Genomic DNA, 21750 nt, shown 5'->3' on the forward strand with positions numbered 1-21750 from the left:
GGACACAAGACCCTATTTCCACTGGATGGAAGGATCGCCGGTGAGGGTCCGGCCGATCCCGTGCGCCGCCACCTGGAGGGCGGAGACCAGCCGGGGCAGTTGCCGGCGCAGGTCGGGCACCACCATGCCGAGGGCCGCCACCACGGTGTCGCCGCTGCGCACCGGCACCGCCACCGAACAGGCGCCCAGGCTCATCTCCTCGCCGGTGGTGGAGTACCCCTCGGCGCGGACCCGGCGCAGCTGTTCCAGCAGGCGGGCGGGCTGGGTGACGGTGTACGCGGTGATCCGGGTGAGGTTCTGGAGCACCTCCATGCGGACCTCCTCCGGAGCGTAGGCGAGCAGCACCTTGCCGACCCCGGTGGCGTGCATCGGCAGGCGGGACCCGACCCGGCTCACCACCGGCACCGAGACGTGCCCGGCCAGGCGTTCCACGTACAGCACCTGGAGACCGTCGCGGACGGCCAGGTGCACGGTCGCGAGGGTTGTCCCGTACAAATCATGCAAAAATGGGGACGCGGCCTGGCGCAGGCCGCTCTGCACCGGCGCGAGCAGCCCGAGTTGCCAGATCCGGCGGCCGATCACGTACTCGCCGTTCGGCTCGCGCGCCAGCGCACCCCACCGCTGCAACTCGCCGACCAGGCGATGCGCGGTGGCCAGCGGCAGCCCGGCACGGCGCGCCAGATCGGTCAGGGAGAGGCTGCGGTGCTCGCCGTCGAAGGCGCCGAGGATGGCCAGCGCGCGGGACGTGACAGTTGCCCCCACGGACGCTCCTTCCGCTCAGTGGAAGAAGAGTATCGCCCCGGGACGCGTTTCCGCCTAGCGTCCGGAGCGTGAACATGGAGTCGTCACAAGCTGACATCAACAGGGAGATCGAGGCGGCGGCGCAGCAACCGGGCGGGCCCCAGCCGAAGATCGACTACGCCCCGTACCGGAGCAGCATCCTCCGGCACCCCAAGCAGCCGGCGCACCTGATCGACCCGGAGGCGGTCGAGCTGTGGGCCCCGGTCTTCGGTCACCGTGACGTCGCCGACGACGAGGCCGACCTGACCATCCAGCACGCCGGCACCCCACTGGGCGAGCGGATCGTGGTCACCGGCCGGGTCCTCGACGGTGACGGCCGCCCGGTCGCCGACCAGCTCGTCGAGGTGTGGCAGGCCAACGCCGCGGGCCGCTACCGGCACCAGCGCGACCAGCACCCGGCGCCGCACGACCCGAACTTCACCGGGGTGGGCCGGATGCTGACCGGGCCGGACGGGACCTACCGGTTCCAGACCATCAAGCCGGGACCGTACCCGTGGCGCAACCACGTCAACGCGTGGCGGCCCGCCCACATCCACTTCTCGATCTTCGGCACCGACTTCACCCAGCGCCTGGTCACCCAGATGTACTTCCCGGGCGACCCGCTGTTCCCGCTCGACCCGATCTACCAGTCGATCACCGATCCCAAGGCGCGGGAGCTGCTGATCGCCCAGTACGACCACGATGTGACCACCCCGGAGTGGAGCACCGGATACCGCTGGGACATCGTGCTCACCGGCACCCACCGCACTCCGCTGGAGTCCGACACCGAGGAGGAGGCCGCATGAGCGCGGTTCCCGGTCAGACCGTCGGCCCCTTCTTCCATCTGGGGCTTGAGTACGACGGCATGAACGAGCTGGTTCCCCCGGGCCACCCGCGGGCGCTGCGCCTGCACGGCCACGTCTACGACGGCGCCGGCGCCCCGGTCCCGGACGCGGTCATCGAGATCTGGCAGGCCGACCCGCAGGGCCACATCCCGCGCCAGCCCGGCTCGCTGCGCCGCGACGGCTGGACCTTCACCGGCTGGGGCCGCGCCGCCACCGGCCCGGACGGGCACTACCAGTTCACCACCCTGGAACCGGGCGCCACCGAGCCCGGCAAGGCGCCGTTCTTCGCCGTCACGGTCTTCGCCCGCGGCCTGCTCGACCGTCTGTTCACCCGGGCCTACCTGCCGGACGACCCGGACCTGCTGGCCAACGACACGCTGCTGGAGTCGGTCGCGCCGGACCGCCGGGCCACGCTGATCGCGCGCCGCGTTCCGGACGGCGCCGTCTTCGACATCCGCCTCCAGGGCGACGACGAGACGGTCTTCCTCACCTACCCGCGCCTTCGCGACGCATGGGCCTGACGCACGGTTCGTGCCGCGCGTTCCGGGCATCCGGTGAGGGAGAAACCATGAGGGGTACGCGGTGAGCGATCTGTTGTGGCCCGGTGACGAGCGGGCCGGTGACCTCTTCACGGACGCGGCCGTGTGTGCGGCCATGGTCCGTGTCGAGGCCGCCTGGCTGGCCGCGCTCGTGCTGCACGGCGTCGCCGCCCCGGACGCCCGGGACGACCTGGACGGGCTGATCGGCCCCGGCGACGTGGCGACGGTGGCGGCCGGCGCCGAGTCCGGCGGCAACCCGCTCATCCCGCTGCTCAAACTGCTCCGCAAACGGCTCGAAGCGCGCAACCCGGCCGCCGCGTCCTGGCTGCACCGGGGCCTCACCAGCCAGGACGTGGTGGACACCGGGCTGGTGCTGTGCCTGCGCGACGCCGCCGACCGGATCGGCGACGACCTGGCCGCCCAGGCCGCGGTCCTGGCCCGGCTGGCCGAGGAGCACCGGGACACCCCGATGGCCGGGCGCACGCTGACCCAGCACGCCGTACCGATCACCTTCGGTCTCAAAGCCGCCGGCTGGCTGACCGGCGTGCTGGACGCCCGGGACCGCCTGGCCGCCGTCTCGGACCTGCCGTTGCAGGTCGGCGGCGCGGCCGGCAGCCTGGCCGCGCCGGTCGCCCTGGCCGGCTCCCCGGCGGTGGTCGGCGACCTGGTCGAGACCACCGCGGAGACCCTCGGCCTGCCGGTGCGCGACCCCTGGCACACCGCCCGGGCACCGCTCACCGGCCTCGCCGACGCGTTCGTGACCTGCACCGACGCGTGGGGGCGGATCGCCAACGACGTGCTCGTCAGCGCCCGGCCGGAGATCCACGAACTGTCCGAGGGCGCGGTCGCCGGGCGCGGTGGCTCGTCGGCCATGCCGAACAAGCAGAACCCGGTGCTGTCCGTCCTGGTCAAGCGGGCCGCGCTGGCCGCTCCGTTCCTGGCCGCGACGGTGCACGCGGGCGCGGCAGCCGCCGTCGACGAGCGGCCGGACGGCGGCTGGCACGTCGAATGGGCCACCCTGCGGACGCTGGCCCGCCGCACCGTGACGGCCGGCTCGCAGACCGCCGAGCTGCTGGCCGGGCTCCAGGTGGAGACCGCGTGGATGACCGCCAACCTGACCGCGGCCCGGCCCGGGATCGACGCCGAACAGCGGTCGATCAACCCGGGCGCGGCCTCCGGCGAGCCCTACCCGGGCGCCACCGACCGGATCATCGACGCGGCCATCGCCCGGGCGAAGGAGCACCGCTGATGACCGGCCGCCGGCACGCCGTACCCCTGAGGAGGCTCGCGCCGATGACCGCGTCACCGGCACACCGGCGGCGCCGCTCCGGCGTACCGCTGAAGAAGCTCGCGCCGAAGCGCGGAGAGGGACCGATTTGCTGACCGCGACCACCTTCACCGACGCCCCCGATCGGCCGTTGTTGCTGCTCGGACCGTCGGTGGGAACCACCGCCGAGACGCTGTGGGCCCGCTGCGCCGGACGGCTCTACGGCCGCTACCACGTGGTCGGCTGGGACCTGCCCGGCCACGGCCGCAGCGCGCCGGCGGCCGGGCCGTACACCATCGCCGACCTGGCCCGGGAGGTGCTGGCGCTGGCCGAGAGGATCCGGCCGGGGGAGGCCTTCGGCTACGCCGGCGACTCGATCGGCGGCGCCGTCGGCCTCCAGTTGCTGCTGGACGCGCCCGAGCGGGTGACCGCGGCCGCGCTGCTCTGCACCGGCGCGAAGATCGGTGAGCCGTCGATGTGGCACGACCGGGCGAAACTGGTCCGGGCGGAGGGCATGGAGGCGGTGGTCGCCGGGTCCCGGGAGCGCTGGTTCGCGCCCGGCTTCACCGGCGCCGAGCCGCTGATCGCGGCGCTGCGGGCCACCGACGCGGAGAGCTACGCGCGGGCGTGCGAGGCGCTGGCCGGGTTCGACGTCCGTGACCGGCTCGCCGAGATCGCCGCCCCGGTGCTGGCGGTGGCCGGCGGGCACGACAAGCCGACCCCGGTGGACAGCCTGGCCGCCATTGCGGACGGCGTCCTGCACGGCCGCCTGGTGGTCCTCGACGACGTCGCCCACCTGGCCCCGGCCGAGGCCCCGGAGGTCGTCGCCACCCTGCTCGACCAGCACTTCGACGAGCTGCGCGCGGCCGGCATCGGGGTCCGCCGGGAGGTGCTCGGGCCGGCGCACGTGGACCGGGCCACCGCCGGGACCACCGCGTTCACCCGCGACTTCCAGGACATGATCACCCGGTACGCGTGGGCCGAGATCTGGACCCGCCCCGGCCTCCAACGGCGGGACCGCTCGCTGATCACCCTGACCGCCCTGATCGCTCTCGGACACCACGAGGAGCTGGCCATGCACGTACGGGCGGCCCGCACCAACGGCCTGTCCGACGACGAGATCAAGGAACTGATCCTCCAGACCGCGATCTACTGTGGCGTTCCCGCCGCCAACACCGCCTTCCGGATCGCCCAGCGCGTCCTGACCGAGCTCGACGAGGAGCAGCACCAGTGACCGATTCGTTCGTCTACGCCGCCGCCCGTACCCCGTTCGGCCGCTACTCCGGCGCCCTCGCCGACGTGCGCCCCGACGACCTGGCCGCCACCGCCCTGACCGGCCTGCTCGCCAAGGCCCCGGACCTGGACCCGGGCCGCATCGACGACGTCTACTGGGGCAACGCCAACGGCGCCGGCGAGGACAACCGCAACGTCGGCCGGATGGCGGTCCTGCTCGCCGGCCTGCCCACCAGCGTCCCGGCGTCGACCGTGAACCGGCTCTGCGGCTCCAGCCTGGACGCCGCCATCATCGGCTCCCGGGCGATCGCCGCCGGGGACGCCGAGATCGTGGTGATCGGCGGCGTCGAGTCGATGACCCGGGCCCCGTGGGTGCTGCCGAAGCCGTCGCGCGCCTTCCCGGCCGGCAACCTGGAGGCGGTCTCCACCACGCTCGGCTGGCGCCTGGTCAACCCGGGGATGCCGGCCGAGTGGACGATCTCGCTGGGTGAGTGCAACGAGCGGCTGGGGGAGAAGTACGGCATCTCCCGGGACCGGCAGGACGCGTTCGCGGCCCGCTCCCACCAGCTCGCCGACAAGGCGTGGAACGACGGGTTCTACGACTCCCTGACCGTGCCGGCCGGCGACCTCACCCGGGACGAGGGCATCCGGGCCGACAGCAGCGCCGAGAAGCTCGCCCGGCTCAAGCCGTCCTTCCGCGCTGACGGGACGATCACCGCCGGCAACGCGTCGCCGCTCAACGACGGCGCCGGGGCCGTGCTGCTCGGCACCGCGGCCGCCGCCTTCCACATCGGCTTCGACCCGATCGCCCGGATCGCCGGCCGCGGCGCGCACGCCCTCGACCCGCAGGACTTCGGGTTCGCCCCGGTCCAGGCCGCCGAGAAGGCGCTGCGGCAGGCCGGCATCGGCTGGTCCGACGTCGGCGCGGTCGAGCTCAACGAGGCGTTCGCCGTCCAGTCGCTGGCCTGCGTCGACGCCTGGGGCCTCGACCCGGGGATCGTCAACACCCGCGGCGGCGCCATCGCCATCGGCCACCCGCTCGGCGCGTCCGGCGCCCGCATCCTCGGCACCCTCGCCCACGTGCTGCGCGAACGCAACCAGCGCTGGGGTGTCGCGGCCATCTGCATCGGCGTGGGCCAGGCCCTCGCCGTCGTCCTGGAGAACTGCAACCCGTGAAGACTCAGGTAACCGACGCGCTGACCGCGGTCAAGGAGATCGCCGACGGGGACACGGTCCTCGTCGGCGGGTTCGGCATGGCCGGGATGCCGGTCGAGCTGATCGACGCGCTGATCGAGCACGGCGCCGGCGACCTCACCATCGTCAGCAACAACGCCGGGAACGGCGACACCGGCCTGGCCGCGCTGATCGCCGCGGGACGTGTACGAAAGATGGTCTGCTCCTTCCCGCGTCAAGCGGACTCCTGGCACTTCGACGGCATGTACCGGGCCGGGAAGATCGAGCTGGAACTGGTCCCGCAGGGCAACCTGGCCGAGCGGATGCGCGCGGCCGGCGCCGGGATCGGCGCCTTCTACTGCCCGACCGGCGTCGGCACCCCGATCGCCGAGGGTCGGGAGACGAGGATCATCGACGGCCGCGAGTACGTCCTGGAGTACCCGATCCACGGCGACGTCGCCCTGATCCGCGCGCACGTCGCCGACCGGCTCGGCAACCTGGTCTACCGCAAGACGGCCCGCAACTTCGGCCCGGTCATGGCGACCGCCGCCAAGCTGACCATCGCCCAGGTGTCGAGGATCGCCGAGATCGGCGAACTCGACCCGGAGAACATCGTGACCCCCTCCATCTACGTGAACCGCCTCGTGGAGGTGCCCCTGTGACTCCCTCTCTGGAGAAGGACGATCTTGCGCGGCTGGTCGCCGCGGACATCCCCGAGGGCGCCTACGTCAACCTCGGCATCGGCCAGCCCACGTCGATCGCCCGCTATTTGAAACCGGACAGCGGCGTCATCCTGCACACCGAGAACGGCATGCTCGGCATGGGCGAGGTGGTGCCCGCCGAGGAGGCCGACCGGGACCTCACCAACGCGGGCAAACAGCCGGTCACCGAGCTGCCCGGCGCCGCCTACTTCCACCACGCCGACAGCTTCGCCATGATGCGCGGCGGCCACCTCGACGTCTGCGTGATGGGCGCCTTCCAGGTGTCCGCCGACGGCGACCTGGCCAACTGGCACACCGGCGCGCCGGACGCCATCCCCGCGGTCGGCGGCGCCATGGACCTCGCGGTCGGCGCCAAGGAGGTCTGGGTGATGATGACCCTCTTCACCAGGACCGGCGCCCCGAAACTGGTCCCGGCCTGCACGTACCCGCTCACCGGCAAGGCGTGCGTCACCCGCGTCTACACCGACGTGGCCACCTTCCTGCTCACCCCCGACGGCGTCCGCGTCCGCGACACCCACGGCATCGGCCGCGACGAGCTGGCCACCCGCCTCGACGTGCCGCTGCTCTGAACCCCACCGGTGGGCGGCGGCTCAGCGTCGCGCTTCCGCTCACCGGTTGGTCAAAACCCGTTTCTTGTACGACAGAGCCGCGCTCGCCTGCCCACTCCCGCCTGTGCCGCGCCCGCCGGGCTGAGATCGGTGGTCCCTCAGAGCAGCGCGAACATGGTCTCGATGCGTGCCGCGAGAATCGGGTCGATCGCACCGTGCACCCGGATGTCGACGACGCTGCCACCCGGCTCCCGGGACAGCTCCACCTCCAGTGGCGGGGTGCCCATCAGCGGGTGACGCAGCGGAGTGCCGGCGGCAAGCGCCGCCTCGTCGAGGTGGTCGTAGTCGTACCCGATGAGGCGGCTCAGTTCTTCCAAGAACCTCACCAGGTTCTCCTCGCTGACCCAGTCCGCGACCACGTCGTCCCGACGGCTACGCCCTAGTGCGTGCTCGACCGCGGACTCCGGCGTGTCGGCGTAGTGGATGCCCGGCACGGGTGTGCCGTCCGCCGCGTGGATCCGCCAGCCGCCCAGGGCGACCACCGGCAGGTCGCCGCGGCGCATGCCGAGGGCGATCTCGCTGAGCGTGCCCCACGAGCCGCCGACGCTGATCAGGGCGTCCGCGCTCCGGACCAGGATCGCGTTCCGCGCCTGCCCCATCCCGGTGACCACGGTCGCCGACAGATCCGGCGAGGCCCCGGCCCGGCTGTCCCCGGACCACACCCCGACGATGAGTCCGTCCCGGGAACGCGCGCCGGCCGCGACCGCGGCCATCACCCCCGCCCCGCCGCCGCAGAGCACCACCGCCCCGGCCTCGGCGAGCAGCTCACCGACCCGCCGTGCCTGCTCGGTCTCCCGCACGGTGCATTCCGCCGGCCCACAAACCGCGATCTGAACGGATGTCATGACGGCATTCTGGTCGCCCGGCGTGGCGTGATCGTGCGCCAGGCGGCTGCCGCGCCGCTGAGTTGCGGGATCAGCCGGGCGAGGCCCGCGGGCGGCACCCGGCGAACACCTCCGCTGAACGGATCCGGCGGCAGGTGGGTGCACACGGTCGCGTTGTTGTGTGTGCCCACCTGCCCTATGTGGCCGGTGGTCGCCCACGCGCCACGTTGTGTGTGCGGCTCGCGGGGATTCGCGGAAGCGCAGCAGCGGCACCGGGACGCCGTCTGGCGTACCGGTGCCGCTGCCGGTGAACCGCCCGCGGTGGGGTGACCGCGGCGGGACTGCACGCCGCTCCGGGCCGGACGAACCGGCGGCCTGGCGGCGGTGACGGGAGCGGGTGGGGCGCCCGCGCTTCCCGTCGTGGAGTCACAGCACGTGCGTGGACGGAGCCGAGCCACGCGGGTGTTGCCTGGTCTCCGTTTCTGGGGGATGGGGGACGGCTAGATCTCTGGGAGCGCTCCCATTAACCGCACTGTAACAAAGATGAACGCCGATGCGAAAGGGTCAGGTGGTGGCCGCGCAGGTGAGCGTCGGCGCGACCGCCGTACCCGAGCCGAGGAAGCCGAAGGTCGTGCTCGCACCGGCCGCCAGGCTGCCGTTGTACGACGCGTTGGTCGCCACCGCCGTACTGCCGTTGGTGGTGAGGCTCGCGCTCCAGACCTGCTGGATCGGTGACGTGCCCGGGTAGGTCAGCGTCACGGTCCAGCCCTTCACCGCCGAGGAGCCCGCGGTCACCTTGACCTCGCCCTGGTAGCCGCCCGACCACTGCGACGTCACCGAGTGGGTCGCGGCGCAGGAGCCGGTCACCGGCGGCGTGGACGTGCTGGGCGACACCGACGGCGACACCGACGGGGAGGTCGACGGCGACGTCGACGGCGAGGTGGACGGGGATGTCGACGGTGAGCTGGTGACGCCGCCGAAGTTCACGTCACTACAGAAGTAGTACGACTGGTCCAGGTGGCTGGCCTGCCAGATGGTGTAGAGCATGGCCCGCCCGGACCGGCCGGAAACGCTGACCGGGATGTCCATCTGCACGCCATTGGTCAGCTGCTGGGTCCACTGTGCCGCCGGCGTGTTCGGCACCGTGGTGAGCAGTTGCAGATCGGACCACTTGAGTGCGGTGGTCACCGGATTGAAGCCGGGCTTGGTCACGTAGACCCGGATGTAGTCGGCGCCGTGACGCGCCCCGTCGAAGAGTTTCACCGTGAACGAGTTGCCGATCGACGTGGCCTTCCAGTCGCCGACCGTGTCCATGGCGTTGTAGCGGCCGCTCTCGGTGTGCCCGGCGCTGCACAGCTGACCGTCCGGGATGGCGGTCTCGTGCTGGCCGGCCACACCCTCACGGAACAGGCCGTTCCAGTTCCACATGGCGTTCGGGTTGGCCTGCCATGCCTGCCAGCACATCGGATCCTGGGTGGCCATGGCCGGATTCTGGAAGTCCGAGCCCCATCGCTCGAAACAGCCGTAGTTGCGGGATGCCGGGCCGGTGACGTTGCCGTGCGCGGCGGCCGGGCCGGTCTGCACGGCGAGCACGGCGAGCGACGCGGCCAGGGCCGCTACCACGGCACTGATCAAAAACTTGATGCGTACGGAAGAAAGCATGTGAACTCAGCACTCCTGAGCTCGGGACCGTCACGCCGAGCGCGACAGGTCCGCCTGAGGTGGACTCACGGAAGCTGCCCATGCCTCCGCGCCGTGTGGCTCCGGCGGCGTGCTGTGGCCACAGCCTGGTCCAGTGATCGAGATAAGTCAATGAGAAATTCGGGTGCCGCCGGTTCCGGCCGTGCCTACGGTGAGGGCATGTCCGTACCCGCCGCGCACGCCTCCGGGCTCCTCATGCTGCTGTCCCACCCGGCCCGGTTGCGGGCCTTCGCCGAACTGGTCCGGCACGGCCGGGACGGCTGCACCATCGCCGAGATGTCCATCCACCTGGATCTGCCGAAACCGGAGGTGGGTGAGCTGCTCGGCCGGCTGGTCGGCGCGGGCGTCACCACCGGCACCGGCGACGGCGTCTACCGTGCCGTGGCCGACGTGCTGCGCGAGGCGGCCCAGGCGCTCGACCGGGTCCAGCCGATCGCCCCGCTGCTCCGGGAGTACCCACAACTCAGATCGTTCTTCTCGCACGGCCGGCTGACCAGCCTGCCGCCCACCCTGAGCGACCGCTACCAGCAGGCCGCCGAGCTGTTCGCCCGTTTCCTCGCGGTCGACGGCGTCTTGACCGAGGCCGAGGTGAACGACCGCATCGCGGCGGCCGCCGACGACGTGGCCGCGGTCCGCCGCATGCTGGTCGAGTCGGGCTGGCTGGAGCGCGACCGGGCCGGCGCCTCCTACAGCTCCGCCCGCGTCCTCCCCACCCTGAGCAACGCCTGACCGGCTGGCTCCCAGGGCTGTCTCACCCGCCCCGAGACGGCTCCGGGGCCGGCCGCAGAGATCAGGTCGGCTGGGTGAGGGGTCAGTCGTGGGTGACGTTCAAGGGGGTGGCGGAGCGGGGGGACGATCGCCGGCGTGGCGACGGCCAGGACCGCGGTCGCGACACCGAGCACACCCAGGGCCGGGCGCAGGCCACCGAAGGTGCCGGACAGGCCCATGATCAGGACCGGGGACAGGAACTCGCCGATGAACAGGGTGCCGGTCCACAGACCGGTGCCCCGGCCCCGCTCGGCGAAGGACAGCCCGTTGGTGGCCCAGGTGAGCAGCACCGGCAGCAGCAGGCCGGTGCCCGCGCCGGTCAGCACCGCACCCGCGGTGATCACCGGGATCGCGCCGCCACTGGCCCAGATGATCAGGAATCCGGCGGCCGACGATCCGAAGGCGACCGGCAGCAACGCGCGCGGCGTACGCCCGGAAAGTCTGGCGAAGGACCCGGCGGCGATCGCGGTGGCCAGCGACATGAGCGCGCTCAGCGCGCCGATCGTCGCGGTGGCCGTCACCCCGGCCTCGTCGAGGACGAACGAGAGTTCGACGATCAGCGCGTAGAAGACGACGCCACCGGCCAGGGTGACCAGGCACGGCACCCGCAACCGACGCCACGGGATCGGGGGCAGCGTCTCCTTGGAAGCGCCACGCGCGGGCTGCCAGATCAACAGATACATGGGTACGGCGAGGAGCGCCGCCACGGTGTAGAGCCAGAACGGGGTACGCCATCCGGACGACCCGAGCGCACCGCCGATGCCGAGGAAGACGGTCGCCGACACCGACGCGAGCAGTGTCTGTAGTCCCAGGTAGCGGCTGCGGCGCGGCCCGGACCAGTAGTCGGCGATCAGCGTGGTGCAGCAGGTCATGATCGCCGCTTCGCAGAGCCCGACCAGGACTCGGCTGCCGATGATGGCGCCCAGCGAGTCGAGGTAGAGCGGCGCCGTACCGAAGAGGGTGTAACCGATCATCGCGAGGATCAGCACCCGCTTGCGGTACCGCTGATGGCGGCCATAACTCAGGCTGATGGACGCAGTTCGGTGGCGGCGTCGAGCAGCACCTCGCGCAGCCAGACGTGGGCCGGATCGTTGCGGTACATCGGGTTCCACCAGAACGCCTCGGCCACCGGGACCACGTCGAACGGGCAGTCCAGGGCCCGGACCCCGGCGACCGGTCCGAGCAGCCGGGCCAGCCGTTCCTGGATGAGCGCGACCCGCCGGGTGCCGGCGACGAGGAACGGCATCTGGAGGAACCCGTCGACGACCAGGTCGACCCGGGCCTCGATGCCGAGCATCCGCAGTTGGCGTACGGCCGGGGCGAACGCGGTCGGGCGGTCGAAGAGGACGACCCACGGCAGTGCCGCCAGCTGTTCCATGCTGACCGCGTCACCGACGTCGGGGTGGTCCTCGGAGACGATGCAGACCCAGCGATCGGTGTAGAGGTCCAGGTAGGGCAGTCCGGTCACGAAGCCGTGCGGGATGAACAGCCCGTCGGCGGTGCGCAGCGTGTCGGTGGCGTGGTCGACGGCGTACGGCGTGGTCTGTTGCAACCGCAACCGGGCCCCCGGAGCCTGCGCCGCGATCCGCCGGGCCAGCAGCGGCCCCAGCACGGTGGCCGCGTAGTCGGAGCTGACGATGGTGAACTCGCGGTCGAGCCCGGACGGGTCGAACTCGGCGGTGGCGTCGAAGACCCGGCGCACCCCGGCGAGCGCCGGCCCGGTGAGGGCGGCGACGCGGGTGGCGAGCGGCGTGAGGTCGTACCGGTTGCCGACCCGGACCAGCAGTTGATCGCCGAAGTGCCGGCGCAGGCGGCTGAGCGCTCCGCTGACGGCCGGCTGGCTGACCCCGAGTTGTTCCGCGGTCCGGGTCACGTTCCGCTCCCGGAGCAGGGCGTCGAGCGTGAGCAGCAGGTTGAGATCGAGGTTGGCGAGCACCCGGTCGACGGCCATCCTCGAACTATAAGCCTGACCTATGGTGCCGATCAGCAGTTCGAGCTTCCCTTATGGCCTGGTCGACCGGGACAGTGGTCCCAGTCACAGGGGTAACAGGGAGGAAACAGCCGTGCCAGCAGTTCGTAATGTTCTGGTCGTCGGTGGCGGCGCCGCCGGTGCTGCCGCGGCGATCCTGCTCGCCGAGGGCGGGGTGACGGTCGACCTGGTCGACCTGAAACCCGACGTGGCGGCGCTCGGCTCCGGCATCACCCTCCAGGGCAACGCGCTGCGCGTCCTGCGCCGGCTGGGCGTCTGGGAGCAGGTCGAAGCCGAGGGGTACGCGTTCGACACGCTCGGCCTGCGCGCCCCCGACCCGGCCGGCACGCTGATCGCCGAGCTGACCGACATCCGTACCGGCGGCGCGGACCTGCCCGCCACCCTCGGCATGTACCGGCCCACGCTGGCGAGGATCCTGATCGACCGGGCCACCGCGGCCGGCGCGCGGATCCGCTTCGGCGCTTGCCCGGCCGGCCTCACCCTGGACGGCGAGGTCACCTTCGCCGACGGCGAGAGGCAGCGGTACGACCTGGTGATCGGCGCCGACGGCCTGCGCTCGTGGACCCGTCGCCAGGTGGGCATCGACGTCGAGCCGCAGCCGGTCGGCATGGGCATCTGGCGGACCTTCACGAAGCGGCCCGCGTCGGTCACCCGCACCGACCTCTACTACGGCGGGCCCGCCTACATCGCCGGCTATTGCCCGACCGGGCCGGACTCGATCTACGCCTACCTGGTCGAGGACGTGCAGGACCGGTTCAGCCTGTCGCCGGAGGAGGCCCTCGCCGCCATGCGTGAGCTGGCCGGGGCCTACCACGGGCCGTGGGACGAGATCCGGCGGACGCTCACCGACCCGGCCCGGGTCAACTACACCGCCTTCGAGAGCCACGTCATCGACGGGCCCTGGCACCGGGGGAACGTGGTGCTGATCGGCGACGCGGCGCACAGCTGCCCGCCCACCCTGGCCCAGGGCGCCGCCCAGGCCCTGGAGGACGCCGCCGTCCTGGCCGAACTGCTGCTCCGCGAGGACGCGCTCACCGACGACCTGTGGCAGGAGTTCACCGGCCGCCGCCTCGGCCGGGCAAGGACGGTCGTCGAGGCATCCCTGCAACTCGCCCGCTGGCAGCTCGCCCACGAACGCGGTGACGTGCCCGGTCTGATGGCCCGCGTCGCGCACCTGGTCGCCGATCCGGCCTGAAAGGACAGACATGAACGACGAGCGACTCATCACCCACCTGCGGCACGTCGACCTGGCGGTGCCCGACTACGACCGGCAGTTCGAGTTCTACACGACCATGTGGGGCCTGGAGCCGGAGACCACCGACGACGGCATCGCCTTCCTGGCCGCGGCCGGCTCCCCGGAGCAGTACTCGGTCCGGCTGCGCAGGGCCGCCGAGAAGCGCCTCGACCTGATCGCCTTCGGCGCGGCGAGTGAGGCCGACGTGAACGAGCTGGCCGAGCGCCTGGGCCGGTCCGGGGTGAAGCTGGTCTGCGAGCCCGGCCGGCTGCTCACCCCGGGCGGCGGGTACGGCTTCCGCTTCTTCGACATCGACGGCCGTACCGTCGAGGTGTCCTCGGACGTCGAGGTCCGGCGGCACCGGAAGGTGGAGGAGGGCGAGTCCGTCCCGGTCAAGCTCTCGCACGTGGTGATCAACTCGCCGAACCCGGAGGCGACCGTCGCCTTCTACGCCGAGCACCTCGACTTCGCGCTCTCCGACACCCTGATGCATCCGCGGATGGGCGAGATGATGTGGTTCCTGCGGACCAACCGCTGGCACCACAGCCTGGCCGTCGCCCGCGGCCCGCACGTCGCCCTGCACCACGCGTCGTTCGAGATGCGCGGCGTCGACGAGTACATGCGCGGCACCGGCCGGCTGCTGCGCGGCGGCGTCGAGAAGGTGTGGGGCCCCGGACGGCACATGGCCGGGAACAACACCTTCAGCTACTTCCTCGACCCGCACGGCAACACCATCGAGTACACCACCGAGCTGGAGGAACTCGACGAGGACACCTGGCACCCGCACATCTACGACTTCTCCGACCCGGCGGTCAGCGACCAGTGGGGCACCGCGAACCCGATGAACGAGTTCGTGGCGAAGCAGTCGTTCAACGATGTCGACCGCGGGCTCTTCGTCGCCCCGCCGGTGTAGGGAGAACCATGAGGATCGCGACATTCCGCCACGACGGCCAGGTCCGCACCGGGATCGTCGACGGCGATCAGGTGCTGCCGTTCCACGGGGACCCCACGATGCTGGAGATCATCTCCGCGGGCGTCGATGCGTTCGGGAGCGCTCAGGCCGTACCCCTCGAAAAGATCCGCCTGCTGGCGCCGCTGAAACCCGCCTCGCTCCGCGACTTCGTCGCGTTCGAGGAGCACGTCGAGGGGGTCCGGCGCAGCATCGACGGCGCGAGCGGCGTTCCGGATGCCTGGTACGCCGCGCCGACCTTCTATTTCACGAACCCGCACACGATCCTCGGGCCGGACGACGACGTGCCGTTCCCGGCCGCGTCGGTGGCGCGCGACTTCGAGCTCGAAGTCGCCGCCGTGATCGGCCCGGACCAGCGGATCTTCGGCTACACGATCTTCAACGACTGGTCGGCGCGCGACCTCCAGAGCCGGGAGATGAAGGTCAGCCTCGGCCCGGCCAAGGGCAAGGACTTCGCCGGCACGCTCGGCCCCTGGATCGTCACCGCCGACGAACTCGAACCGCACAGGAGGGAGGGCTTCCTGGAGCTGTGGTGCACCGCCTCGGTGAACGGCGTCGAGGTCGGCCGTGACCTGCTCAGCAACATGGGCTGGACGTTCGAGACGATGCTCGCCTACGCGGCCCGGGACAGCCGGGTGATGGCCGGTGACGTGCTCGGATCCGGGACGGTCGGCAACGGCGGCTGCCTGGCCGAGCTGTGGGGCCGCAACGGGAGGCAGGATCCGCCGCCGCTGCGGGACGGCGACACCGTGACATTGACCGTCGAGGGCATCGGCAGCCTGACGAACCGCATCATCTCCGGTCCCCGGACCGCTGAACTCCCGCCCGTTCGCCGCCGTGATCCGGCGATCGCGCGCAACGAAAGGCAGCACTGAATGTTCGAGTACTTCCCCGGCAACTACGTCTGGAACCTGGGCGTGGTCGCCACCCTGAACAGCGGCGGGCTGATCGACGAGGTGGACCGCGCGTGCCGCCCGATCAAGGACCTGGCCGCGCGCGGCTCGGACGTCGGGACGGCCGAGTTCATGGCCTCCTGGGCGGCGGTCGCGGAGGACCTCGCGACCCAGGCGGCGGCCGACGAGGCGGCCGGCAACACGCGCACCGCGGGGCAGAAGTACCAGCGGGCCACCAACTACCTGGCCCAGGCCGAGCGCATGCAGAGCGCCAGGTCGCCCGGCCGCCGCGCGTTCTACCAGCGGCTGCTCGACCTCCAGCAGAAGGCGTTCGACCTGATCGACCCGGACACCACGCGGGTCTCGATCCCGTTCGAGGGTTCGCTGCTTCCGGCCTACTTCAAGAAGGCCGTCGACGGTCCCGCGCCGACGATCATCCTGTGGAACGGGCTCGACTCGACCAAGGAGCACATGTACGCCTCGGGTTTCGCGCACGAACTCGCCGCCCGGGGTGTCAACACGCTGATGGTCGACTGCCCGGGCAGTGGCGAGGCACTGCGGTTTCTTGATCTTAAAAGCCGGGTCGAGACCGAGGACTGGGCAGCGGCTTGCGTGGACTATCTGCTGACCCGCGATGATGTTATCTCCGGAAAGATTGGACTCGTAGGCTGGTCTTTGGGTGGCTACTACGCGCCCCGGGCCGCCGCGTTCGAGAAGCGGCTCGCCCTCTGCGTCGCGTGGGGAGCCAACCACGACTGGGGCGCCGTGCAGAAGCGCAGGCTGGAGCGCGAGGGCGAGAACCCGGTGCCGCACTACTGGGACCACGTGCTCTGGGTGTGGGGCGAGGACGACCTGGACACGTTCATCACCAAGGCCGAGGCGGTCAACCTGGACGGGGTGGTCGAGCGGATCACCGTGCCGTTCCTGATCTGCCACGGCGAGAACGACCGGCAGATCCCGTTGAAGTACGCGCACCGCTCCTACGAACAGGCGGTCAACTCGCCGAAACGGGAGCTGCGGATCTTCACCCCGGCCGAGGGCGGGGCCGAGCACATCGGGCTCGACCACTTCGCGCACGTGCAGACGTACATCGCGGACTGGGTCACCGGTGTTCTCGAGAACTGACCCGGAGAGCTCCATCGCCGCGGCCGCGCAGCGGTGTTCCAACTGGGGCCGGTGGGGCGCGGACGACGTACGCGGAACCATGAATTTCCTGACCCCCGGCAAGCGCAGGCAGGCCGCGGCGCTGATCCGCCGCCGGGCGCGGGGTGCTGCTCGACTTCGGGGACCTTCCGGACGGCTTCGCGATTCGTGCGGAGCATCTCGTCTCGCGGGCCGCGGATCAGGGTGTGGAGATCGGCCGGGGCGACATCGTCCTGGTACGCACGGGGCAGGTCGCCCGCGCACGCCGGGACGGCTGGGGCGACTACGCCGGAGGGCCGGCCCCCGGCCTGTCGTTCGAGACCGCCGACTGGCTGCACCGCACCGAGATCGCGGCGATCGCCACCGACACGTGGGGCTTCGAGGTGCGGCCCAACGAGTTCGACGACGCGTTCCAGCCGCTGCATCAGGTGGCCATCCCGCACATCGGCCTGTTCATCGGCGAGATGTGGGACCTGGACGCGCTCGCACTCGACTGCGCGTCGGACGGCGTCCACGAGTTCTGGCTGACCGCCGCCCCGCTGCCGATCACCGGCGCGGTCGGCTCGCCGGTGAACCCGATAGCCGTCAAATAGGTCGTGGGCGGGCCCGCGGACTCAGGCGGTGGCGGCCACCGAGTCCGCGGGAGACTCTCGGCGCCTCGCCACCCAGCGCTCGAAGATCAGTGTGGTGAGCGGCGGGATCGACGCCGCCAGGCCGAACAGGGTGCGCCACGGCGACCACCGCTCGGCGCGCGCCACCCACAGCGTGGCCACCAGGTAGGCGACGAACAGCGCCCCGTGCAGCCGGCCGAACAGCCACACTCCCGCCTCGGTGGTCTCGGTGACGTGCTTCAGATACATCCCGACGAGCAGGCCCGTCCACGAGAACGCCTCGGCGATCGCGGTGATCCTGAAGATCCGGAACGGCTGCACGTGTGAACTCCTCTTCCCAGTCGGCTACCGGAGAGTACGGCCGCGAAGATGAGCGTTTGCTGTGGGGATGACTCGTCCCTTTCCGGGTATCTCGCCAGGCGTTCCATCCAACGCTTCCACCGAGGGGGACCCAACCGTGCCGGACATCGTCGAGATCATCAAACAGCAGCACCGACGGGTCGAGGATCTGCTCGCCCGGGCCGAGGAGGGCGGCACCGACCGGGCCGAGCTGATGCAGGAGGTGGCCCGGATGCTCCTGCCGCACTCCGAGGCCGAGGAGGACTTCGTCTACCCGGCCATCCGCGATCTGGCCGCCGACGAGGGCGAAGAGGTCAAGGACGGCACCGTCGAACACCACCAGGTCGAGGAGATGCTGCAGAACCTCCTCCGCGGCGACCCCGGCGACCCCGGTTACGGCGGCACGATCGCTGCCATCGCGGGCGAGCTGCGCCACCACGTACAGGAAGAGGAGGACGACCTGCTCCCGGTCCTGGAGAAGCGGCTGGCCGCCGACGAGCGCGAGGAGATGGGCCGCCGCTTCGCCGAGGCCACGATGGGATCCCTCCCCGACGGCGGCGACCACCATGCCACCACCCGTAAGGAGCTGTACGAGAAGGCGAAGGACCAGCACATCACGGGCCGCTCCCGGATGAGCAAGCAGGAACTGGCCGAAGCCGTCGGCGAATCCTGATTCGCCCCGGGTCCCGCGCGACGGCGCCGGATCGCCGGATAATCGAGGGGTGGGGGAAGCGAGATCATCGGAGCGGATGCGGCCGTGCCGTCGCTGTGGTCACCCGACCCGGGTGGACCGCATGATCCAGGGGTACGGGCGCAACTGCGCCGCCATCATGGGCCTGATCGGGGGCACGGTGGACACCGGGCACTCCGGTCCGGACCTGTTCGATCTCCTGGAGATCGAACCGGAGGACAGCTGCGACGGCTGGGACCGGCCGGCCGACGCCGGGATCGCTATCTCTCGCCGACGCCGCCCAGGGTCACGAATCGGGCGGGGTCGCTGACCGGCTCGTCGTCCGGGTCCGGCCGCCACTCCGGGCAGTAGACCAGGCCGGGCTCCACCAGCCGCCACCCTGCGAAGAGCCGTTCCACCTCGTCCGGTTTCCGCGGCGTCAGCGGTGTCTCGGTGCGGTTGTAGAGCGCGGTGAACCGCTCCGTCAGCTCGGTGTGGTCGCTGGGCGTGACGTGTGAGATCGCCAGGACGCTGCCGGGCGCGGCCGCCTCCCGGTACCCGGCCAGTGCCGCGTCCAGGGCCGGCCCGTCCGGCAGGAAGTGCAGCACGCTGCTCAGGAGCACGGCGAGCGGCTGGTCCAGGTCGAGCAGATTCTGGACCTCCGGCTCGTCCAGCAGGGCCTCGGGGTGCAGCAGGTCGCCGTGGACGGCCGCGGCCCGCGGGTCGCCATCGAGTTGATGGCGGGCGTACAGGACGGCGGTGGGGTCGATGTCGACGTGGACCAATTGGGCGTCGGGGGCCACGTCCCGGGCCGCCTGGCGCACGTTGTTCGCGCTCGGGATGCCGGAGCCGAGGTCGAGGAACTGCCGGATGCCGCGCTCGGCCGCGTACCTGACCGCGCGGCGCAGGAAGGCCCGGTTGGCGCGGGCGATCGCGGGGGTGTCGGGCAGCAGTTCGATGGCCCGGGCGGCCACGGCACGGTCCGAGGCGAAGTGGTGGGCGCCGCCCAGGAAGAGATCGGCGATCCGGGCAGTGCTGGGCCGGTTCGGGTCGATGGGTGGCTCGGCTGCGGTGCTCACCCCGAATACATTCCCCGATTACTCCAACCTTATGCCCGAATATCCGGGCAGAAGTACCGTGGAGGCGGGAGGGATCGGTGGAGTCAACCGGGATCCCGGGGCTCCTCATCGACACCGCCCCGGACGCGATCATCGTGAGCCGCTCGGACGGCACCATCGCCATGGCCAATCGCCGTGCGCACGAGATGTTCCGCTACACGACCGAGCCGCTCGTCGGCCGTACCCTCGATGACCTGATCCCGGACGATGTGCGCGACTCTCGCCCGCTTCCGCTGCGGCGGCTGCCGCTCCGCGGCACGCGCCGCGACGGCACCGTCTTTCCGGTCGAGGTCTCGCTGTCCGCGGCGCGGGCGCCCGACGGGGAGCGGTACGTGACCGCGATCCTGCGCGACGACACGGTGCAGCGGGAGGTGGCCCGCACCCGCGCGCTGCTCGCCTCGATCGTGCAGTCCTCGCACGACGCGATCGTCACCACCGACCTGGACGGCCGCGTGCTGTCCTGGAACCCGGGCGCCGAGGCGCTCTACGGTCACCCGGCGGCCGAGATGATCGGCAGGTCGATCGACGAGATCATCCCGGCCGAGCGGCAGGCCGACGAGAAGCAGGTCCGGCTGCTGGTCCGGCTGGGCGGCCGGGTGGACCGCTACCGCAGCGTCCGGCGCACCGCGAACGGCGAGATCATCGCGGTGTCGACGCTGGTGTCCCCGCTGCTCGACGAGCACGGCACGATCGTCGGCACGACCGGCATCACCCGCGACATCAGCGACCGGGAGCGGGCCGAGGCCCGGGTGCAGGCGATCCTCGACGCGGCGCCGGACGCGGTGCTCGGCGTCGCCGAGTCCGGTGAGATGGTGCTGGTCAACGCCGAGGCCGAGCGGCTGTTCGGCCATCCCCGGTACGACCTGCTGCACATGCCGCTGAGCCGGCTCCTCCCGGACGGGCTGCCGGTCGCCTCGGCGGTGCTGCGGACCGGCGAGGACACCACCCCGCTGGACTCCGAACGCGCCGCCGACGGCCAGGCCGACCAGCACTGGGCCACCCGCCGTGCGATCGGCCGCGACGGCGCCGAGATCCCGGTCGACATCGCCTGCAGCGCCCTGCACACCGACAGCGGCGTGGTGACCGTGGCCGTGGTCCGCGACATCACCGAGCGCCTGGCCACCGAGGAGGAGCGGCGCCGGCTGCGTGAGGAGGCCGAGAAGCAGCGCCTGGAGGCCCGGATCCAGCAGACCCAGCGGCTGGAGAGCCTCGGGCAGCTGGCCGGTGGCATCGCCCACGACTTCAACAACCTGCTCGCGGTGATCCTCAACTACGCGTCGTTCATCATCGAGGACTCCGCCGGCACCCCACCCGCCACGGACGCCGAGCAGATCGCCCGGGCCGCCCGCCGGGGCAGCGACCTCACCCACCAGCTTCTCGCCTTCGCCCGGCGGGAGGTGATCCGGCCCCGGCCGCTGAACCTGAACGAGGTGGTCACCGAGGTGCATCAGATGCTGAAGCGGTCACTCGGCGAGCACATCACCCTGACCGTACGAACCCCGGACGGCCTGCCGTCGGTGATGATGGACCCGGGCCAGATGGAGCAGGTGCTGGTCAACCTGGCGGTGAACGGCCGGGACGCGATGCCGACCGGCGGCCGGCTCACCATCGACACCGCCCCGGTCGAGGTGGACATCGAGCACACCGCCGCCCAGGCCGGCCTTTCGCCGGGCCCCTACGTGCGCCTGCGCGTCTCCGACACCGGCACCGGCATGCCCCGGGAGGTGATCGACAAGGTGTTCGAGCCGTTCTACACCACGAAGCCGAGCGGCCAGGGCACCGGCCTCGGCCTGGCCACCGTCTACGGGATCATCACCCAGGCCGGCGGGACCGTGCAGATCTACTCCGAGGTGGGCATGGGCACCACCTTCACGATCCTGCTGCCGGCCACCGACGTGGAACCGCACGAGCAGGCCCCGGAGGATCCCGGCCTCGACCTCACCGGGCACGGCGCGAGCGTGCTGGTGGTCGAGGACGAGGACGCGCTGCGCGACGTGACCTGCCGGATCCTGCGGCGCGCCGGCTACACGGTGCTGGCCGCCGGCGGCGGCGACGAGGCGCTGCGGCTGGCCGCGGAGAACAGCGTCGACGTCCTGCTCACCGACGTCATCATGCCGAACATGCTGGGCAAGGACCTGGCCGACGCGGTCCGCGAACGCTGGCCGGGCACCAGGGTGCTGTTCATGTCCGGGTACGCCCAGCCGGTCCTCACCACGCACGGCACCCTCTCCGCCGAGGTGCACCTGCTGGAGAAGCCGTTCACCGGCGCCGATCTGATGCGCGCCCTGCACGACGAGCTACAGGCCTGACCGTGACCCGCCC

General features: G+C 71.5%; 22 protein-coding genes. 15 read left to right on the forward strand and 7 right to left on the reverse strand.

All coding sequences use genetic code 11. The annotated features are described in order from the left end of the window. Positions 1–12: 12 nt before the first annotated feature. Positions 13–762 carry an IclR family transcriptional regulator gene (locus tag IEZ13_RS35820; RefSeq protein ID WP_183220060.1) on the reverse strand — a complete coding sequence of 250 codons (750 nt, stop codon included), beginning with the start codon at positions 760–762 and terminating at the stop codon, positions 13–15. Positions 763–836: 74 nt separating this feature from the next. Here IEZ13_RS35820 and pcaH point away from each other — a divergent pair, with 74 nt between their 5' ends. The 7 genes from pcaH (at position 837) to IEZ13_RS35855 (ending at position 7128) form a co-directional block, all read left to right on the forward strand. After that, positions 837–1586 carry a protocatechuate 3,4-dioxygenase subunit beta gene (pcaH, locus tag IEZ13_RS35825; protein WP_183220187.1) on the forward strand — a complete coding sequence of 250 codons (750 nt, stop codon included), beginning with the start codon at positions 837–839 and terminating at the stop codon, positions 1584–1586. Continuing rightward, positions 1583–2146, forward strand: a complete 564-nt coding sequence (gene pcaG, locus IEZ13_RS35830) for a protocatechuate 3,4-dioxygenase subunit alpha (RefSeq protein WP_183220062.1) — start codon at positions 1583–1585, stop codon at positions 2144–2146. The genes pcaH and pcaG overlap by 4 nt, the downstream gene beginning before the upstream one ends. Before the next feature lie 61 nt (positions 2147–2207). Further along, positions 2208–3413, forward strand: a complete 1206-nt coding sequence (locus IEZ13_RS35835) for a lyase family protein (RefSeq protein WP_183220064.1) — start codon at positions 2208–2210, stop codon at positions 3411–3413. Between the two features lie 127 nt (positions 3414–3540). Then, positions 3541–4665, forward strand: coding sequence for a bifunctional 3-oxoadipate enol-lactonase/4-carboxymuconolactone decarboxylase PcaDC (gene pcaDC / locus IEZ13_RS48255; protein ID WP_183220065.1), 1125 nt, complete (start codon positions 3541–3543; stop codon positions 4663–4665). Continuing rightward, complete coding sequence (locus IEZ13_RS35845; protein WP_183220067.1) at positions 4662–5840, forward strand: thiolase family protein; 1179 nt, start codon at positions 4662–4664, stop codon at positions 5838–5840. Before pcaDC ends, IEZ13_RS35845 begins: the two co-directional genes overlap by 4 nt. Continuing rightward, positions 5837–6499, forward strand: a complete 663-nt coding sequence (locus IEZ13_RS35850) for a 3-oxoacid CoA-transferase subunit A (RefSeq protein ID WP_183220069.1) — start codon at positions 5837–5839, stop codon at positions 6497–6499. Before IEZ13_RS35845 ends, IEZ13_RS35850 begins: the two co-directional genes overlap by 4 nt. Next, a complete protein-coding gene (locus tag IEZ13_RS35855) occupies positions 6496–7128 on the forward strand; it encodes a 3-oxoacid CoA-transferase subunit B (protein WP_183220071.1) in 633 nt (210 codons plus the stop codon). The genes IEZ13_RS35850 and IEZ13_RS35855 overlap by 4 nt, the downstream gene beginning before the upstream one ends. A 137-nt stretch (positions 7129–7265) precedes the next feature. Here IEZ13_RS35855 and IEZ13_RS35860 read toward each other — a convergent pair whose 3' ends face one another. Continuing rightward, the gene (locus IEZ13_RS35860; RefSeq protein ID WP_183220073.1) at positions 7266–8012 is read right to left on the reverse strand and encodes an SLOG cluster 4 domain-containing protein; all 747 of its coding nucleotides are present in this window, start codon (positions 8010–8012) and stop codon (positions 7266–7268) included. 543 nt (positions 8013–8555) lie between these two features. Next, positions 8556–9614: a lytic polysaccharide monooxygenase auxiliary activity family 9 protein gene (locus IEZ13_RS35865; protein ID WP_479722563.1), complete on the reverse strand. Its 1059-nt coding sequence runs from the start codon at positions 9612–9614 to the stop codon at positions 8556–8558. Between the two features lie 237 nt (positions 9615–9851). Here IEZ13_RS35865 and IEZ13_RS35870 point away from each other — a divergent pair, with 237 nt between their 5' ends. Continuing rightward, the gene (locus IEZ13_RS35870) at positions 9852–10421 is read left to right on the forward strand and encodes a DUF2087 domain-containing protein (protein ID WP_183220077.1); all 570 of its coding nucleotides are present in this window, start codon (positions 9852–9854) and stop codon (positions 10419–10421) included. Here IEZ13_RS35870 and IEZ13_RS35875 read toward each other — a convergent pair. Further along, a complete protein-coding gene (locus tag IEZ13_RS35875) occupies positions 10379–11449 on the reverse strand; it encodes an MFS transporter (protein WP_229795461.1) in 1071 nt (356 codons plus the stop codon). The two genes, IEZ13_RS35870 and IEZ13_RS35875, sit on opposite strands and share 43 nt — an antisense overlap. 32 nt (positions 11450–11481) lie before the next feature. Further along, positions 11482–12411, reverse strand: coding sequence for a LysR family transcriptional regulator (locus IEZ13_RS35880; protein ID WP_183220079.1), 930 nt, complete (start codon positions 12409–12411; stop codon positions 11482–11484). Positions 12412–12523: 112 nt separating this feature from the next. Between IEZ13_RS35880 and IEZ13_RS35885 the strand changes: the two genes are divergently transcribed. From IEZ13_RS35885 to IEZ13_RS35905, 5 genes are all read left to right on the forward strand, one after another. Beyond that, entirely contained in the window at positions 12524–13645 is a 1122-nt protein-coding gene (locus IEZ13_RS35885; protein ID WP_183220081.1) for an FAD-dependent monooxygenase, read from the forward strand. 10 nt (positions 13646–13655) lie between these two features. Beyond that, positions 13656–14597: a VOC family protein gene (locus tag IEZ13_RS35890; RefSeq protein ID WP_183220083.1), complete on the forward strand. Its 942-nt coding sequence runs from the start codon at positions 13656–13658 to the stop codon at positions 14595–14597. An 8-nt stretch (positions 14598–14605) separates the two neighbouring features. After that, positions 14606–15529, forward strand: a complete 924-nt coding sequence (locus tag IEZ13_RS35895) for a fumarylacetoacetate hydrolase family protein (protein WP_183220085.1) — start codon at positions 14606–14608, stop codon at positions 15527–15529. Continuing rightward, complete coding sequence (locus IEZ13_RS35900) at positions 15530–16672, forward strand: alpha/beta hydrolase family protein (protein WP_183220087.1); 1143 nt, start codon at positions 15530–15532, stop codon at positions 16670–16672. A gap of 143 nt (positions 16673–16815) precedes the next feature. Further along, positions 16816–17283: a cyclase family protein gene (locus IEZ13_RS35905; RefSeq protein WP_229795463.1), complete on the forward strand. Its 468-nt coding sequence runs from the start codon at positions 16816–16818 to the stop codon at positions 17281–17283. 21 nt (positions 17284–17304) lie between these two features. Here IEZ13_RS35905 and IEZ13_RS35910 read toward each other — a convergent pair whose 3' ends face one another. Beyond that, the gene (locus IEZ13_RS35910) at positions 17305–17622 is read right to left on the reverse strand and encodes a DUF3817 domain-containing protein (protein WP_183220089.1); all 318 of its coding nucleotides are present in this window, start codon (positions 17620–17622) and stop codon (positions 17305–17307) included. A gap of 136 nt (positions 17623–17758) precedes the next feature. Between IEZ13_RS35910 and IEZ13_RS35915 the strand changes: the two genes are divergently transcribed. Further along, complete coding sequence (locus IEZ13_RS35915) at positions 17759–18313, forward strand: hemerythrin domain-containing protein (protein WP_183220091.1); 555 nt, start codon at positions 17759–17761, stop codon at positions 18311–18313. 278 nt (positions 18314–18591) lie between these two features. On the opposite strand, the gene IEZ13_RS35920 is transcribed toward IEZ13_RS35915, so the two are convergent. After that, the gene (locus IEZ13_RS35920) at positions 18592–19389 is read right to left on the reverse strand and encodes an SAM-dependent methyltransferase (RefSeq protein ID WP_183220093.1); all 798 of its coding nucleotides are present in this window, start codon (positions 19387–19389) and stop codon (positions 18592–18594) included. A gap of 77 nt (positions 19390–19466) precedes the next feature. Between IEZ13_RS35920 and IEZ13_RS35925 the strand changes: the two genes are divergently transcribed. Further along, entirely contained in the window at positions 19467–21737 is a 2271-nt protein-coding gene (locus IEZ13_RS35925; protein ID WP_183220096.1) for a PAS domain S-box protein, read from the forward strand. The last annotated feature ends 13 nt before the right edge of the window (positions 21738–21750 follow it).

It is taken from the genome of Actinoplanes campanulatus, assembly GCF_014647795.1.
Taxonomy (GTDB): Bacteria; Actinomycetota; Actinomycetes; order Mycobacteriales; family Micromonosporaceae; genus Actinoplanes; species Actinoplanes campanulatus.